The sequence below is a fragment of the Phormidesmis priestleyi ULC007 genome, assembly GCF_001895925.1.
Lineage (GTDB): Bacteria > Cyanobacteriota > Cyanobacteriia > Leptolyngbyales > Leptolyngbyaceae > Phormidesmis_A > Phormidesmis_A priestleyi_A.
Window position 1 is genome coordinate 126,117 of record NZ_MPPI01000004.1, and the last position, 14,771, is coordinate 140,887.

Consider the following 14,771-nt stretch of genomic DNA (forward strand, 5'->3'; position numbering starts at 1 on the left):
GATAATAGCCGTTCTACCACTTTTGTATCTATAATGTTTATACATCCTTTTGCAAGTGGTCGAGCTAATGAAACCTCAAGTCGTCGCAAAATGGGGCAATAGTTTAGGTGTTCGTATTCCGATGCAGATTGCAAAACAGATTAACTTGCAAGAAGGAACAAATATTACCTTCACAGTCGTGAATGGCAGTTTGATCATCAAGCCTGAGAAAAAGCAATATACATTGGACGATTTACTAGTCGGAATGAATTTAGATAACGTACACGCAGAAGTAGAGATGGGGCAACCCGTTGGTAATGAAATCTGGTAAGCGAAGGGTGTATGTGCCCGATCGTGGCGATATTGTGAAATTGAGTTTTGACCCTCAAGAAGGGCACGAACAAGCAGGATATCGCCCCGCAATCATTCTTTCTCCTGCAAGGTACAACAATCTGTCTTCTCTGGCGCTAATGTGCCCCATTACTAATCAATCAAAAGGTTTTTCGTTTGAAGTACGGCTAATGGAGGAGATGATCACATCAGGCGTAATCTTGAGTGACCAAGTGAAGAGTTTTGATTGGCGATCGCGACGGGCGAAATTTGTCGAGAAGGCACCCGATGCCCTGATCGAAGAGGTTCTCGCTAAGTTAGAGACCCTGCTGGGTTGAATGTACTCGATCGTCGTTTTGTCTCAGGCGATCGCACCAAAAATTAAGTGCAGAAGTCAAGTCACAGGCAAGTCCAAGACAATTTCTGACAACTGGACTAAATCTGAAAATAGGTGGAAACTCTACACATGTTCCCTAATTTAGGGTGTTATGCAGAAACTCTTCCTAAAAAGAAGTTAGCTTTCTGGGTAGTTCTTAAAGGTTATCTGTCTGCACTTGAAAGTAAAATGTCTGAGGCGTTGAGTTTCATAACTATAATTAAGGGCTAAACGAGCCGTCATTACTGGGGGAATAGATGGATAGGAGAGATTTGATTGCGAGAGGTTACTTTCCTAGAGAACTCCCTCCACCATTTAAAGCCAGCTCGCTTGCTGACTTCGTGGTAGCTAACAGTTCCTTGCAACCGCCTTCTAGAAATAACTCAAAGCTTTACTCACATAGCCATGTAAGGTATGGGTCTTTGAGAAGAAAGTTAAGTATTCAAAATCCAGCTTTTTTTATAGAGATAGCTAAAGTTATAGAAAATAATTGGAGTGACATTAAATTAATAACTCAAAAATCTAATTTTTCAAAAAGCAAACCTGTCCATACACCACATCCAAAGCGTAATCGCTCAATTTCACCTTTACTTGATTTTCCTGATCTCCCTAGGGAAAGAGCTAAAAATAGAGCAATCGGTAGATATGCTTTACAGACAGATATTTCACAGTTTTACCAGTCCATTTATACGCACAGCATCCCTTGGGCCGTGCATGGAAAAGAAATTGCAAAAAGCCGAAGAAATGATTCATCTTTGCTTGGAAATCAACTTGATAAATTGATTCGTAACAGCCAGGATGGTCAGACAATGGGTATTCCTATTAGTCCTGACACATCGCTAGTCATCGCTGAATTGATACTTTGTACTTTAGATTTAGAACTGGAAAGACGGATTTCAAACTCGTGTTCACATCCATACAGAGGCTTTCGCTACAGCGATGATTATGAATTCGTTTTTCTAACTCGTTCAGAAGCAGAGACAGCTCTAAGTCATCTTCAGCAAGTTTTATCAGATTTTGAACTAACTCTTAATCCTGATAAGACTAGAATTGTTAAGTTACCTTGTTCTTTAGACTCTACCTGGGTTTTAGAGTTATCTGATTACAAATTCAGCAAGAGTAAGCTTGCTCAAATGCAAGACATCATTCGCTATTTCGATCGCGCTTTTCAAATCTCTAAGGAGGCTCCTCAAGAGCCAGTTCTTAAGTATGCAATTGCAAGAATTGAAAACTTTCATGAACTTCATCCAGATAATTGGTCATTGCTCGAAAGTTTACTCTTGCAGTCAGTGACAATCGAATCAAGTACTTTACGCGATGCCTTATCAATATTTCAGAATAATCAAATTAAGAAATACCCAATTGACCTAGACTCACTCGAAAAAAATCTCAATCTGCAAGTTCTTCAACATGCCCCGCTCGGACATAGCAGTGAAGTGGCTTGGGCTATATGGTCAATAATTGTATTCAAGCTGGCTATATACAAAGAAGCCAGTCAAGCAATTTCTGGTATGGAAGATTCTATTGTTGCGATTTTAGCGTTGGATGCACAGCAACGAGGAAGGATTCCAGAATGGTTGATTACCAAGAAATGGGAACAATTTTTAACAGAAGACGAGCTTTATGGCAATCAATGGCTTTTTTCATATGAAGCAAATAGATTGGGATACTTATCTACTGGGTATGATCATGTCTCTAGAGATCCTTGGTTTTCCCAACTGAAGCAAGGTAATGTTACCTTTTATGATAGGGCAACATCACTCATTATTCCACCTGGAGAAACTAGTGGCCCATCTGGTGAGATTCAAGCACTTGGTGTAATCCATAAAAGGTAAAGTGTATAGGCAAAAAACTGCGCTGTACTGGAACTTCCCAAAGTGGTTGGTTGAGCTGTAAAAATTATCTGTGTCCGGTGAGCGCAAACGTTACTGCGTCAGACCCAAACGTCAAAGTTATGTTTTAGATGGGTTTCCCTTTATTCAGCCCTTCTCTAAGTAGACTACTGCTCGAACGTTTCGTAAGCTTCGACAATGCGCTGCACTAACTGATGGCGCACTACGTCAGCTTTAGAGAGATTGCAGAACGCGATACCATCGACCGATCGTAAGATTCGCTCTGCCATCGACAGCCCAGAGGTTTGGTGATTAGGCAAATCTGTTTGAGTCAAGTCGCCCGTCACCACCATTTTAGAGCGGAACCCAATCCGAGTCAGCAGCATTTTCATCTGAGCGGGAGTCGTATTTTGGGCCTCATCCACGATCACAAACGCATTGTTGAGGGTGCGACCGCGCATGTAGGCGATCGGAGCCACTTCAATAACGCCTCGCTCCATTAGACTAGCGATTTTTTCTGGCTCGACAAATTCATACAGCGCGTCATAAAGGGGACGCAGATAGGGATTGACCTTTTGCTGCAAATCTCCAGGTAGAAAGCCCAATTTCTCTCCCGCTTCCACCGCCGGGCGGGTCAACACCAACCGCTCATACTCATTTGATAGCAACGCTTGAACAGCTAGAACTGCCGCTAGGTAGGTTTTTCCAGTCCCGGCGGGGCCGATGCAAAACGTCAGATCATGGCTGCGAACGGCTTGAATATATTGCCGTTGTCGAAAGGTTTTAGCCCGAATCACGTCGCCGCGTCGCGTCCGTGCCAAGACATCTTGCTGAAGCTCTTGCAGAGTGTCTTCTTGATGAGCGTCTAAGGCTTGACGCGCTGTGAGAATATCAACGCTGGTAATCGATTTTCCCTGGCTCCAATATTCTTCTAGAGCCTGAACTAGTCGCTGACTGAGATCAATCTGATTTTTGGTGCCAGAGATCAATAGCTCTTGCCCTCGCATCACCAGAGTTGCCCCGGTTTGCTTGGCTAATGTTTTCAGATTATTTTCTTGGGTTCCGGCTAGCGCGATCGCGCTTTCGACACTTGGCAATTCGACAGTTAAGGTTTCTACCATTCAGACCAGGGTTAGGGTATAGAGTCACAATGCTGAATCTTAATGAAGGCTAGATCCAAAATTCAACATCTAAACGCTAAAGACACCTGAATCTGTATCTTTGCAGACTGATCAGGTGCCTTTTCAGCGTCTATTTATTAGTCTAGCGAGGGTTATAAGACACTGGCTCAAAACTGCAAAATTCCTTTACTCGGTTGGTCGGGGTTTAGGCTTGGGCACCACGCGTGGTGCGCCCGACGGACGAGGTGACGCTTCCGATCTGCGGGGAGAAAATGACTCATCCGATCGTTCGTGGTCAGACCCTTCTTTTGGGGTGCCGTAAACATCTAGCAGGGCAGTGTGTCCGGCGGCTTTTGCCACGCCTTCAAGGACACTCCGAATCGCTTGGATGTTTCGCCCACCGCGACCAAACACCCGTCCTTTATCGGTTCCTTCAAAGGCTAACCGCACCCAGACCCGTGAGCGCGACGAAATTTCGCAGTCAACCTTAAGCGAGTCTGGGGTTTCTAAAAATGGCTGAACTAAAAAGCGTGCCAAGCTTGCATAGTCGGGCACGGCGGTATGCTCTGGCATAGAAGAATCAGGCCCAAACTTTTTGTTCTAGAACGTTAGCTTTGGTTAGAATGTTGCGAACTGTTTCGGTCGGCTGTGCGCCTTTTTGCAGCCAAGCTTCGATCGCGGGCACATCAAGCCGCGTTTCGTCGGTGCGAGGGTTATAGAAACCGACTTCAGCGATCGGTCTACCGTCGCGACGGTCACGGCTGTTAATCGCGACAATGCGGTAACTTACTTCGCGCTTTTTGCCAAATCGCTTTAATCGCAGTTTGATCATGCTAGAAAACTGAACTCCTGTTGGATTACAAAATCGTTCGATCGTGGACTATTTATCGTATCACAGCTAGAGGGCACGATGTTGAGTCTTGAAACTGAATCAACCTCACAGCGTTCCAAAGCCCTTCTTTTTCTTGTCTTTCTTTTTCTTTTTATTGGGGTTGCCACCGCCGCCGCGCCATCCAGGCTGAGGGGAAGGGTTGCCGCCCATTCCGGGCATTCCGGGCATTCCACCGCCCATACCCGGCATTCCCATTCCGGGCATTCCGCCCATGCCGGGGAAGTTACCTTGCCCCATTTGCTGCATCATCGTTCGCATTCGCTGGAAGTTGGTCACCAGTTCGCTGACCTCTCTCTCGCCATAACCAGAGCCTTTGGCAACGCGACGGCGACGACTCGGAGAACTCGACAAAATGTCGGGATCTTTGCGCTCTTGAACCGTCATGGAGCCGATCATCGCTTCCGCTTTTTTGAGTTGGGTTTCCCCTTGCTCAAGCTGTTCGCTGCTCAACTTGCCCATACCCGGAATCAGCTTCATGATGCCGCCCAGAGAACCCATGTTTTTGAGCAAGCGGGTCTGCTTGAGAAAGTCGGTAAAGTCGAATTTTGCAGAGAGAATTTTCTCCTGCATCTTTTCGGCTTCTGCCATATCGACTTCTTCGCGGGCTTTCTCGACCAGCGTTAAAACGTCGCCCATGCCGAGAATGCGCGATGCCATGCGATCGGGGTAAAACGGCTGCAACGCATCGACTTTTTCACCCACGCCAACGAATTTGATTGGCTGTCCTGAAATGCGTCGCACTGACAGCGCAGCCCCCCCGCGAGTATCCCCGTCTAATTTGGTGAGAATGGCTCCCGTGATACCAATTTGGTCGTGAAAAGTGCGGGTCAGGTTGGCGGCTTCCTGTCCAGTCATGGCATCCACGACGAGCAGGGTTTCATGGGGCTGAATGGTTTCTTTGATCCGGGCAAGTTCGCCCATCATCTCTTGGTCGATTTGCAGACGACCTGCTGTGTCAACGATTACGACATCAAAGCCGTCGGCTCTCGCTTTCTCGACTCCTTGACGCGCAATCTCAACGGGGTCAGCGCTTGTCCCTAGTTCAAAAACTGGGATATTAATCTGTTTGCCGAGGGCGACGAGTTGGTCGATCGCCGCAGGTCGATAGACATCGGTCGCGACTAGCAGCGTGGTGCGTTCTTCTTTGCGGAGATGGAGCGCGAGTTTGGCACTAGCGGTGGTTTTACCCGTGCCTTGCAGACCTGCCATCAGCACGATCGTCGGTTTTGATGGCGCTTCAGCTAGTGGGACATTCGCCTCGCCCATCACCTGGACTAGCTCGTTATAGACAACTTCAATAAATTGCTGATCGGGGCGCACTCCCTGCACGACTTCTGCGCCGAGTGCTTTTTGCTCAACCTCAGCTACAAAATCTTTGACGATTTGCAGGTTAACATCGGCTTCGAGCAGAGCACGACGAACTTCTCGAAGCGCGTCTTTGACGTTGGATTCAGAGATTTTGTCCTGACCGCGTAATTTAGTCCAGGCTTGTTCTAAGCGTTCAGAGAGAGCGTCAAACATAGGTCAAATAAAAGTCAAACGATCGGCAGTCTATCAAAATATAGTAGGCGAAGGTTTTGTGATCCGCCATCTACCAGATTAGCGCGTTCACTTACATTATTTATTAGACCTCCTGCGTGAATCAAAATTTGCCCTCATCCCCCAACCCTTCCCCAAATTTGGGAGAAGGGGAGCCAGCTTCAAAGTCCCTCTCCCGCTCTGGGAGAGGGATTTAGCGATGATCTTAAAAGTCAAGCGGGAAGGGCAACTTTTTCGGTTTCAGCCTCTGCGATAGGAGACATGACGAGTGAAAGGCGCTACTAGCGGCTGAGTTTACCGCTGGATGCAACAGGTTTCGCCCCTGCGGTACGGGGTCACTGGGGCCTTGAGAATCCATTGCAGGGGATTTTGGATGGCGGATTCCGAGAAGACCCAGCTCGCGCCACTCAGGGGGATTGTGCAGAAAACTTAGCGGTGATTTGCCATCTCGCGGTGAATTTAAGCTCTCACGAGCAGTCCGCCAAAGGCGGCACGCGTGCTAAACGACTTAAGGCGGGTTGGGATGATCATTATCTCACCAAGGTTTTGGCTCAAGTTCCTAACCCCTCCCGCCAATGATCAAGAAACGTGTGCGTTCGCCCTAGAATGGACTCCGACAGTAGCGATCGTCATGATCGTCTGCAATATTTTGGCGATCGCGTTTGCCAAATTTACTATCAAGAAACCGAGTGCTTTCCCTGCCCTGCCAGCTTCTAGCCCGTTAGGCGGTTTTGGGTTGCCTGCATTGATTGGCGCGACTAGGTTCGGCCACATTCTCGGAGCAGGTGCAATTTTAGCCCTAACGTCGTAAGCCCCGCGTTCTGCCGCTTCGATGAACGTCGGGATATAAGACGGGCACTGACGAGTCGATGCTTTCTTACTCAGTCCCCTTCTTACTCAGTTGCCTGCGATGGGGAACCCGTCTTCAGCACTGAGCGCTACGGAGGGAAACCCTCCTCCAGGTCTGAGCGCTTAAGCGATAGTAAGCGTCGCTTGCTCAGAGATTAGCATCAACGAGGAAGCGCCAATCTCCTCTGCCATCAACGAGCATGGTACAATCGCTTCATTGGTGAAGTTGCCATCCGAAATGCCTGCAACCCTCAGAACCAGCATAGTTCGGGAATGTCCCTAACCTAGAGTACGAGACTCAATCAACAGGCGGGAGTGACACGAGTCGGGAAGCTGAAAAGCCTACCGCATCAAACAAAAATTAATCCTCTGCGGTGGGTCATGACGCGGAGTCTAAACAACGCTCGTGGAGGCGATAGGGGTTGCCCAGCCAATGAAACGAGTAGCCAAAGTCTCGGAGAGCCATCGTTGTATTGCTTGCAATCAGCGTCGGGTAGGCGATGACGGAGGATATGTCACGGCTGTCGAATCTCGTCGTACCTTAATTAACCAACTGTTTATCGTTTGCAGCGAGTCAGAGAAAAGTTTCTCTGACTTTTTTATTGCATAAAACTTTAGACTAACTACTTTCGCAAATATAAGAGATTTAACTACAAATAATTAGCGAATTAATAATAGTAGACCTTCAAGCCGATTTTTTGTGTTCAATTAATAGCCTTTCTACTACTTTTAGGCTACAACTTTGCTTTACATAAAGGTTTGATTTCGTTCGATCGGTTGGTTAACTAAAATTTGCGTTTTAGTATGGCAATTCCTAAGCAAAGGGACTTAAGCCTTTGTTGGCACTTTAAGGGATTAGGAAGTGCTATATCTCTTATCTCTATTGGATACGCTTTGCCTTCCTAAAGGCTGACGAACAGGAAGTTTCTAACTAGTTACATAGGGAGTAGGAATGACACAAATATCAAGTGTTATTAGCTCAGTTTAGAGACGCATCTTGTTGTCGTCTCAAATCAAGCGCAATACCCTAAGCCTAGGAATTTAACTTGCCATGTTCTATCACACAAAACGATTACAATACTTCACTCCACCCGCAAATCCCGATCCGATTTATGCCAAGAAAATGCAAGAACTCATCGGGGGTAGCTTTGGGGAAATGACTGTAATGATGCAGTACTTATTTCAGGGCTGGAACTGCCGCGGACCTGCTAAATACCGCGATATGCTGCTAGATATCGGGACTGAGGAAATTGGTCACGTTGAGATGTTAGCCACGATGATCGCTCATCTATTAGAGAAAGCCCCAGTCAAAATGCAAGAAGATGGTGCAAAAGATCCCGTCGTCGGTGCGGTTATGGGCGGGATGAACCCCCGAGATGTGATTGTGGCAGCGATGAACCCCCAGCACGAAATTGTTTCTGGTGGAGGTGCAACGCCATCTGATAGTGTCGGCTTCCCCTGGAACGGTCGCTTTATCGTCGCCAGTGGCAACTTATTGGCAGACTTTCGTTCTAATCTCCATGCTGAATCTCAAGGTCTGATGCAGGCTGTACGGTTGTATCAGATGACCGATGACCCAGGCGTGAAAGACCATCTCAGCTTCATGATCGCCCGTGACACCATGCATCAAAACCAGTGGTTAGCGGCGATCGAAGATCTCAAGAGTGAAGGATTTGAGGATACGGTTGTTCCCGGCATTGCCTATGAATATGGCAAGAACGAGTATGCGTATCAATTCTGGAACAACTCTGAGGGAGAAGAAAGCGCCGAAGGACGTTGGGCAAAAGGTCCCTCAATGGATGGCAAAGGCGAGTTTCAGTATGTGGCGAATCCTGAACCGATCGGATCAATCCCAGAACCACCCCAACCCGATCCACGATTGCACGGCACGCCCAAAACTCCTCAAGCCATGATGGTGAACGGGGAGGGGAAAAGTAACCCCAATGTGGTTGAGCGGGTCGTTGATGCGATCGATCACCTCACTCCTGGCAGTTAATTCCTGCCCTGGGAAATAGCGAATCGGTGGAGGGCGAAAGTCTCTCCACCATTTTTGTAGTCGAGAAAAGCTTGAGGATAGTTTGAATATTTGTTAACTTTATTAAAGCAGCAGTAAAATTAAAGCATCAATCATCTTTTGGGCATCATGTCTCAGCAATGCGCCCCACTCCCTCTAAGTTCACCCTCGCTAGAAGAAGTGGAAACGGCTGATCTGCGAAATCAGCTCAAGTCTCAGCAGAAGTTAGTGACGGCGATCGAGCGGCGAGTCGGACGATCGCTGACCTCGATTCAGACTTATTTGACCCAACTCAATCAAGCGGTTCACGACTCATCTGAGTGGCAGATTAACATCGCGTCGATGGCAGCCGAACTCCAACAGCTAGGAGATTTGCTTGCCGATGCCACCCTGCTGCAAAAAATAGAAGCCGGAAAAGTCACCGTTCAGCTAGAAGCTTTAGATTTGCATCTGCTTTTAGATTGCGTGAGTCGTCATCTGCTCGCCCCCAAAGCTGAGACTCCGCGCTTAATTTGCAAATTTCCTGCGGTTTTGCCGCCCGTCATTGCCGATCGTGACTTGCTCGAAGAAGTTTTAACCGATCTTTTGGGGCGATCGCTGAAATGTTCTGATCCCGATGTGACCACCATTTTAGAAGTCAACCAGCTTGAGTCACAAATAACCATCAGCATTACTGCTCAACGATTTGTCTCATTAGGTGAGCGCGACTTTGCCCCAGAGATAGCCCTCTGCTGCAAACGAGTTGAAGTTCAAAACGGAGCAGTCACCTGTCAGATGCTATTAGATGGCTCGACGATTGTTGCGGTGACTTTGCCGATCGCAGACTAGCGATCGATTTTTGCTTTAAACAAAGCTAGGCTTCTCTGAATTTATCGGTGAAAACTAGGACACTTTCATGAGTCTTCTACTCACAAGTCAGCGTGTTAATCTCTAAGTAGAACTATTGAGGCTATGTAAGTTTACACAGTAGACTTTAAAGAACTCGTGAACCTGTCAAAAGCTTCAAAGAGAATGTTTGAACTTGTCATGAACAAAGGAACTTTACTTGCTCATTACTGAAGTAAGTTAACGGAGTTTGTAGAAAGATTTTATTGATTTGATATCAAAAAGTTTAGAAGCAAAATTGTTGATAAGTTCAGTACTTTCTCTCAAAGACTTTGCCCTATTGCTGCGTTGATAATGACAGTTGAAAGGTCATAGATAGGCGAGAACCCAAATCAATGAAATCCATCAATGTCTTTTGTATCGCAGCAGTTAGCACGATTGCAGCCCTTGGCTACTCAAGTTCTGCTCAAGCCATCTCATTTAAAATCACCAACGGCGCTCCCGGTTTGAATGGGGAAACGAATCAAGGTGCATTCTCCGAGTTTGCTAAGTTAAAGGAGACCACCACGATCGACTTCAACTCAGGCAAAGTGCCCACCACCGGGTTTGCTAAATACTCGTTTGAAAACACCTCAGGTACTAGCAGCGTCCGTGCTGACCAGTGGGCACCTGCTGGGTCAACAGGCAAGCAAAACGGCTCTAACTATCTGGCAGTTTTTAACGGCGATGCTGCAACGATTAAATTGGACAAAACCCTAAACTACTTTGGGATTGACTGGGGTGCAGTGAGCCAAAACAACACGTTCTCTTTTTACCAAAGTGGCACAACTGGCAAAGACAAACTGGTCAAGTCTTTTACCACTGCTGACATTCTCAACAACGCGGCTTTGTTTAAAGCCTCATGGCAAAATGGAGAAGGCAACGGCTATGTCCATTTCTACTCCGACAGCAGTGCCGACAACTTTGACAAAATCGTGGTTTCCCAATCCAGCACGAATGGGGGCGGTTTTGAATCTGATAACCACTCTTTCCATCAGGGAACAGGCAAGTTTGATTTTGATGGCAATCTGAAGCCGAAATCGGTTCCTGAACCGGGCATTGTGTTGGGACTGTTGGCAACAGGCGGCATGTTTCTGCGGAAACGCAACCAAAACCTTTCTCAAAATTAGGTTGAAAAAGCATCTTAGCAAAGCTGGATGACTTTTAAATAAGGTTTTGGATCTGCACCTCTCGCCGAGAGGTGCATTTCTTTTTGGAGACTGCTTTAAGATTGAGACATCGGAACTTCTTAACAATTAGGGCATGAAACGGATTGTTTTAATCGCTGGGTTTGAGTCCTTCAACGCGGATCTTTACCGACAGGCGGCTCAAGTAGCTCAGGCGCGGTGCCCAGAACTAGAGATTTTAGTGTTTAGCGATCGCGATCTCACCACCCACTCGACTGAAGTTGAGTCTGCCCTCCGCAATGCTGACGTATTTTTTGGGAGTCTGCTGTTTGACTATGATCAGGTGATGTGGCTACGAGAGCGAGTGCAGCCCATTCCGATTCGGCTAGTGTTTGAGTCGGCGTTAGAGTTGATGAGCCTCACACAGCTAGGAAAGTTTGCTATTGGTGACAAGCCCAAGGGAATGCCCAAACCCATTAAGTTCATCCTCGACAAGTTTGGCAATGGGCGCGAAGAAGACAAACTTGCAGGTTACATTAGCTTTCTCAAAATTGGGCCGAAACTGCTAAAGTTTGTTCCAGGTCAAAAGGTGCAAGATCTGCGGAACTGGCTGATTGTTTATGGCTATTGGAATGCGGGCGGATCAGAAAATGTGGCATCTCTGTTTTGGGTTTTGGCAGAGCAGTATTTAGGGTTAGAAGTTGGAGAGATTGCACCTCCGATCGAGACTCCCAACATCGGCTTATTACACCCAGATTATTCAGGTTATTTTGAGTCTCCTAAACAATATTTGAACTGGTATCAAACTCGCCAATCTAACAATCTTCCGGTAGTTGGCATTTTGCTTTATCGAAAGCACGTCATTACAAAACAGCCTTATATTGCTCAATTAATTCGACATTTTGAGCAAGCGGGTTTGATTCCTCTGCCAATTTTTATTAACGGCGTTGAAGGACATGTTGCCGTGCGTGACTTGATGACAACTGACTATGAGCAAGCCCAACGTCAACAAGGAATCGTAGACACAAAATCGCTTTCTAGTGAAGCGGTAAAAGTAGACGCGATCGTGTCTACGATCGGCTTTCCATTAGTCGGAGGCCCAGCAGGATCGATGGAAGCGGGTCGTCAAACCGACGTGGCAAAACGCATTCTCAGTGCCAAAAATATTCCTTATTTAGTGGCGGCACCGCTGCTGATTCAAGACATCCACTCCTGGACGCGGCAAGGCATCGGCGGTTTGCAAAGCGTTGTGCTGTATGCGCTGCCAGAATTAGATGGCGCGATCGACACCATTCCACTCGGCGGTTTAGTCGGTGAGAAGATTTACCTGATTCCCGAACGAGTCAAACGGCTCACCGGACGGCTGCAAAATTGGATTGATCTGCGACAGAAATCGGTCAGCGATCGTAAACTCGCTATCATTTTATATGGCTTCCCCCCCGGTTATGGAGCCGTCGGCACAGCCGCATTGTTGAATGTGCCGAAGTCGCTGCTCAAACTTTTACAGGCACTCAAAGATCAAGGCTACACGATCGGAGACTTGCCCGAAAACGGCGAAGAAATTATTCGTCAAGTCAAACAAGCTGATGAATGGCTCGGTGAATCCCAAACTGATGATTCAACTCAACATTCTGTCAACGTTCGGACGTTAGAAAAATGGCTAGGCTATCTTCTGACCTCACGAATTGAGAAACAGTGGAAGTCGCTATCAGGAAGCGGCATCAAAACGATGGGTGAAGACCTCACCTGGGGCGGTGTTCAGTTTGGCAATGTGTGGATTGGAGTACAACCTCCGTTAGGGATTTCGGGCGACCCAATGCGATTAATGTTCGATCGTGACCTCACCCCTCATCCGCAATATGCCGCATTTTATCAGTGGCTGCAAAAAGACTTTCAGGCAAACGCGATCGTTCACTTTGGGATGCACGGCACCGTTGAATGGCTCCCCGGTTCTCCGTTGGGCAACACGGGCTATTCGTGGTCAGATGTCTTGCTTGGAGATTTGCCCAATCTCTACATTTACGCTGCCAATAATCCCTCAGAATCAATTCTGGCAAAGCGTCGCGGCTATGGCGTTTTAATCTCGCATAACGTGCCGCCTTATGGTCGATCGGGGTTGTATAAAGAACTCGTCACCCTACGCGATCTGATTGCTGAATATCGTGAAGATCCCGATAAAAATTATGCGCTAAAAGAGGCGATTTGTAAGAAGATTAGCGACACTGGACTGGATGCAGATTGTCCATTTGCAGAGGCTAAACAGATGGGGATGGAATTCACGATCGAGACCGTCAAACTTTTCAGCAACGATGCCTTTAATCACTACTTAGTCACTCTCTACGAGTATCTGCAAATTCTCGAAAATCGTCTGTTCTCATCGGGTCTGCATGTCCTCGGTGAACCACCTAACCCCGAAGAATTAGACGGTTATCTCAACGCTTATTTTGATGGTTCGCTAGAGACTGAGGAGGCATTGCAGATCCGCAATTTGCTGGCTCAAAACACCGACGAACTTACTAATCTTCTACGCGGACTGAATGGAGAATATATTCCGCCTGCTCCCGGTGGTGATTTGCTGCGCGACGGTGCAGGAGTTTTGCCTACCGGACGCAACATTCACGCCCTCGACCCTTATCGGATGCCTTCACCTGCCGCTTATGAACGAGGGAGAGCGATCGCGCAACAAATTCTCACGCAACATTTGCAGCAGCACAGTACCTATCCTGAAACCGTTGCAGTGATGCTGTGGGGCTTAGACGCGATTAAGACAAAAGGTGAATCGCTGGGCATTTTATTAGAGCTAGTCGGTGCAGAACCCGTTAAAGAAGGCACGGGGCGAATTGTCCGCTATGAGTTAAAGCCTTTAGCAGAAGTTGGACATCCGCGCATTGATGTGTTAGCTAATCTTTCAGGCATTTTTAGAGATAGCTTTGTCAACATCATTGAGCTATTAGATGATCTGTTTCAACGTGCTGCCGATGCTGATGAACCAAACGATCAAAATTTCATTCGTAAACACGTTGTAGCGCTCAAGTCTCAAGGCGTTGAAAATCCTTCGGCACGGCTATTCTCCAATCCATCTGGAGATTATGGCTCTCTCGTTAACGATCAGGTTGTTGCTGGTAATTGGGAATCGGGCGATGAATTAGCGCAAACCTGGCAGAGTCGCAACGGATTTAGCTATGGCAGAAGCGATAAAGGACAAGATCGATCGCTGATCTTGCAATCGCTATTAAAAACGACCGATCGGATCATTCAAGAAATCGATTCGGTCGAATATGGCTTGACAGACATTCAAGAATATTATGCCAACACGGGCGGATTAAAGCGGGCAGCAGAAAAGCAGCAGGGCAAAAAAGTCCAGGCGAGTTTTGTCGAGAGTTTTTCAAAAGATTCGACCCCTCGCGATTTAGACGATCTGCTGCGAATGGAATATCGCACGAAGTTGTTGAATCCAAAATGGGCGGAAGCAATGGCAGATCAGGGTTCTGGCGGAGCATACGAGATTTCTCAACGTATGACGGCTTTGATTGGCTGGGGCGGCACCGTCGATTTTCAAGAGTCGTGGGTCTATGACCAAGCCGCCGAAACCTATGCGCTCGATGCAGAGATGGCAAACAAACTGCGATCGGCAAACCCTGAAGCATTTCGCAACATCGTCAGCCGAATGTTAGAAGCAAACGGTCGTGGTTTTTGGCAACCTGAACCAGAGAAGTTGGCGCAGCTACGTGATTTATACGAAACGGCAGATGAAGCGATCGAGGGAGTGGCGATCGCGGTGTAGATTAATTCTAGATATCGGTGCCTATCACCCACCGCAGATAAACTTTCTCTCATGACGACTAGCT

At 47.2% G+C, this 14,771-nt stretch carries 12 protein-coding genes and 1 pseudogene; 9 read left to right on the plus strand and 4 right to left on the minus strand.

All coding sequences use genetic code 11. From position 1 onward, the window contains the following. The first annotated feature begins 67 nt into the window (after window positions 1-67). From BRW63_RS05530 to BRW63_RS05540, 3 genes are all read left to right on the plus strand, one after another. The gene (locus BRW63_RS05530) at window positions 68-310 is read left to right on the plus strand and encodes an AbrB/MazE/SpoVT family DNA-binding domain-containing protein (RefSeq protein WP_073069912.1); all 243 of its coding nucleotides are present in this window, start codon (window positions 68-70) and stop codon (window positions 308-310) included. Then, window positions 297-647 carry an endoribonuclease MazF gene (mazF, locus tag BRW63_RS05535; protein ID WP_073069913.1) on the plus strand — a complete coding sequence of 117 codons (351 nt, stop codon included), beginning with the start codon at window positions 297-299 and terminating at the stop codon, window positions 645-647. Before BRW63_RS05530 ends, mazF begins: the two co-directional genes overlap by 14 nt. 460 nt (window positions 648-1,107) lie before the next feature. Then, on the plus strand, window positions 1,108-2,520 hold the full coding sequence (locus tag BRW63_RS05540) for an RNA-directed DNA polymerase (RefSeq protein ID WP_143162011.1): 1,413 nt from the start codon (window positions 1,108-1,110) through the stop codon (window positions 2,518-2,520). 164 nt (window positions 2,521-2,684) lie between these two features. Here the strand turns inward: BRW63_RS05540 and BRW63_RS05545 are convergent, their stop codons facing one another. The 4 genes from BRW63_RS05545 to ffh form a co-directional block, all read right to left on the minus strand. After that, a complete protein-coding gene (locus tag BRW63_RS05545; RefSeq protein WP_073069915.1) occupies window positions 2,685-3,638 on the minus strand; it encodes a PhoH family protein in 954 nt (317 codons plus the stop codon). A 186-nt stretch (window positions 3,639-3,824) separates the two neighbouring features. Next, entirely contained in the window at window positions 3,825-4,211 is a 387-nt protein-coding gene (locus BRW63_RS05550; RefSeq protein WP_073069916.1) for a KH domain-containing protein, read from the minus strand. A 7-nt stretch (window positions 4,212-4,218) separates the two neighbouring features. Then, on the minus strand, window positions 4,219-4,470 hold the full coding sequence (rpsP, locus tag BRW63_RS05555; protein WP_073069917.1) for a 30S ribosomal protein S16: 252 nt from the start codon (window positions 4,468-4,470) through the stop codon (window positions 4,219-4,221). 105 nt (window positions 4,471-4,575) lie between these two features. Next, window positions 4,576-6,051 carry a signal recognition particle protein gene (gene ffh / locus BRW63_RS05560; protein ID WP_073069918.1) on the minus strand — a complete coding sequence of 492 codons (1,476 nt, stop codon included), beginning with the start codon at window positions 6,049-6,051 and terminating at the stop codon, window positions 4,576-4,578. 306 nt (window positions 6,052-6,357) lie between these two features. Here ffh and BRW63_RS28765 point away from each other — a divergent pair. From BRW63_RS28765 to bchH, 6 genes and pseudogenes are all read left to right on the plus strand, one after another. Beyond that, window positions 6,358-6,648, plus strand: a pseudogene (locus BRW63_RS28765) (transposase); the annotation flags it as partial. Beyond that, a complete protein-coding gene (gene psaK / locus BRW63_RS27150) occupies window positions 6,593-6,880 on the plus strand; it encodes a photosystem I reaction center subunit PsaK (protein ID WP_083582726.1) in 288 nt (95 codons plus the stop codon). The pseudogene BRW63_RS28765 and the gene psaK, both read left to right, overlap by 56 nt. Before the next feature lie 1,089 nt (window positions 6,881-7,969). Next, on the plus strand, window positions 7,970-8,914 hold the full coding sequence (locus tag BRW63_RS05570; RefSeq protein ID WP_073069919.1) for a manganese catalase family protein: 945 nt from the start codon (window positions 7,970-7,972) through the stop codon (window positions 8,912-8,914). A 147-nt stretch (window positions 8,915-9,061) separates the two neighbouring features. Beyond that, window positions 9,062-9,760 carry a histidine kinase gene (locus tag BRW63_RS05575; RefSeq protein ID WP_073069920.1) on the plus strand — a complete coding sequence of 233 codons (699 nt, stop codon included), beginning with the start codon at window positions 9,062-9,064 and terminating at the stop codon, window positions 9,758-9,760. A 392-nt stretch (window positions 9,761-10,152) separates the two neighbouring features. Beyond that, window positions 10,153-10,926: an Npun_F0296 family exosortase-dependent surface protein gene (locus BRW63_RS05580; RefSeq protein ID WP_073069921.1), complete on the plus strand. Its 774-nt coding sequence runs from the start codon at window positions 10,153-10,155 to the stop codon at window positions 10,924-10,926. Window positions 10,927-11,059: 133 nt separating this feature from the next. Continuing rightward, window positions 11,060-14,707 (plus strand): magnesium chelatase subunit H, encoded by a 3,648-nt coding sequence (gene bchH, locus BRW63_RS05585; protein ID WP_073069922.1) that lies wholly within the window; start codon window positions 11,060-11,062, stop codon window positions 14,705-14,707. Window positions 14,708-14,771 lie beyond the last annotated feature (64 nt).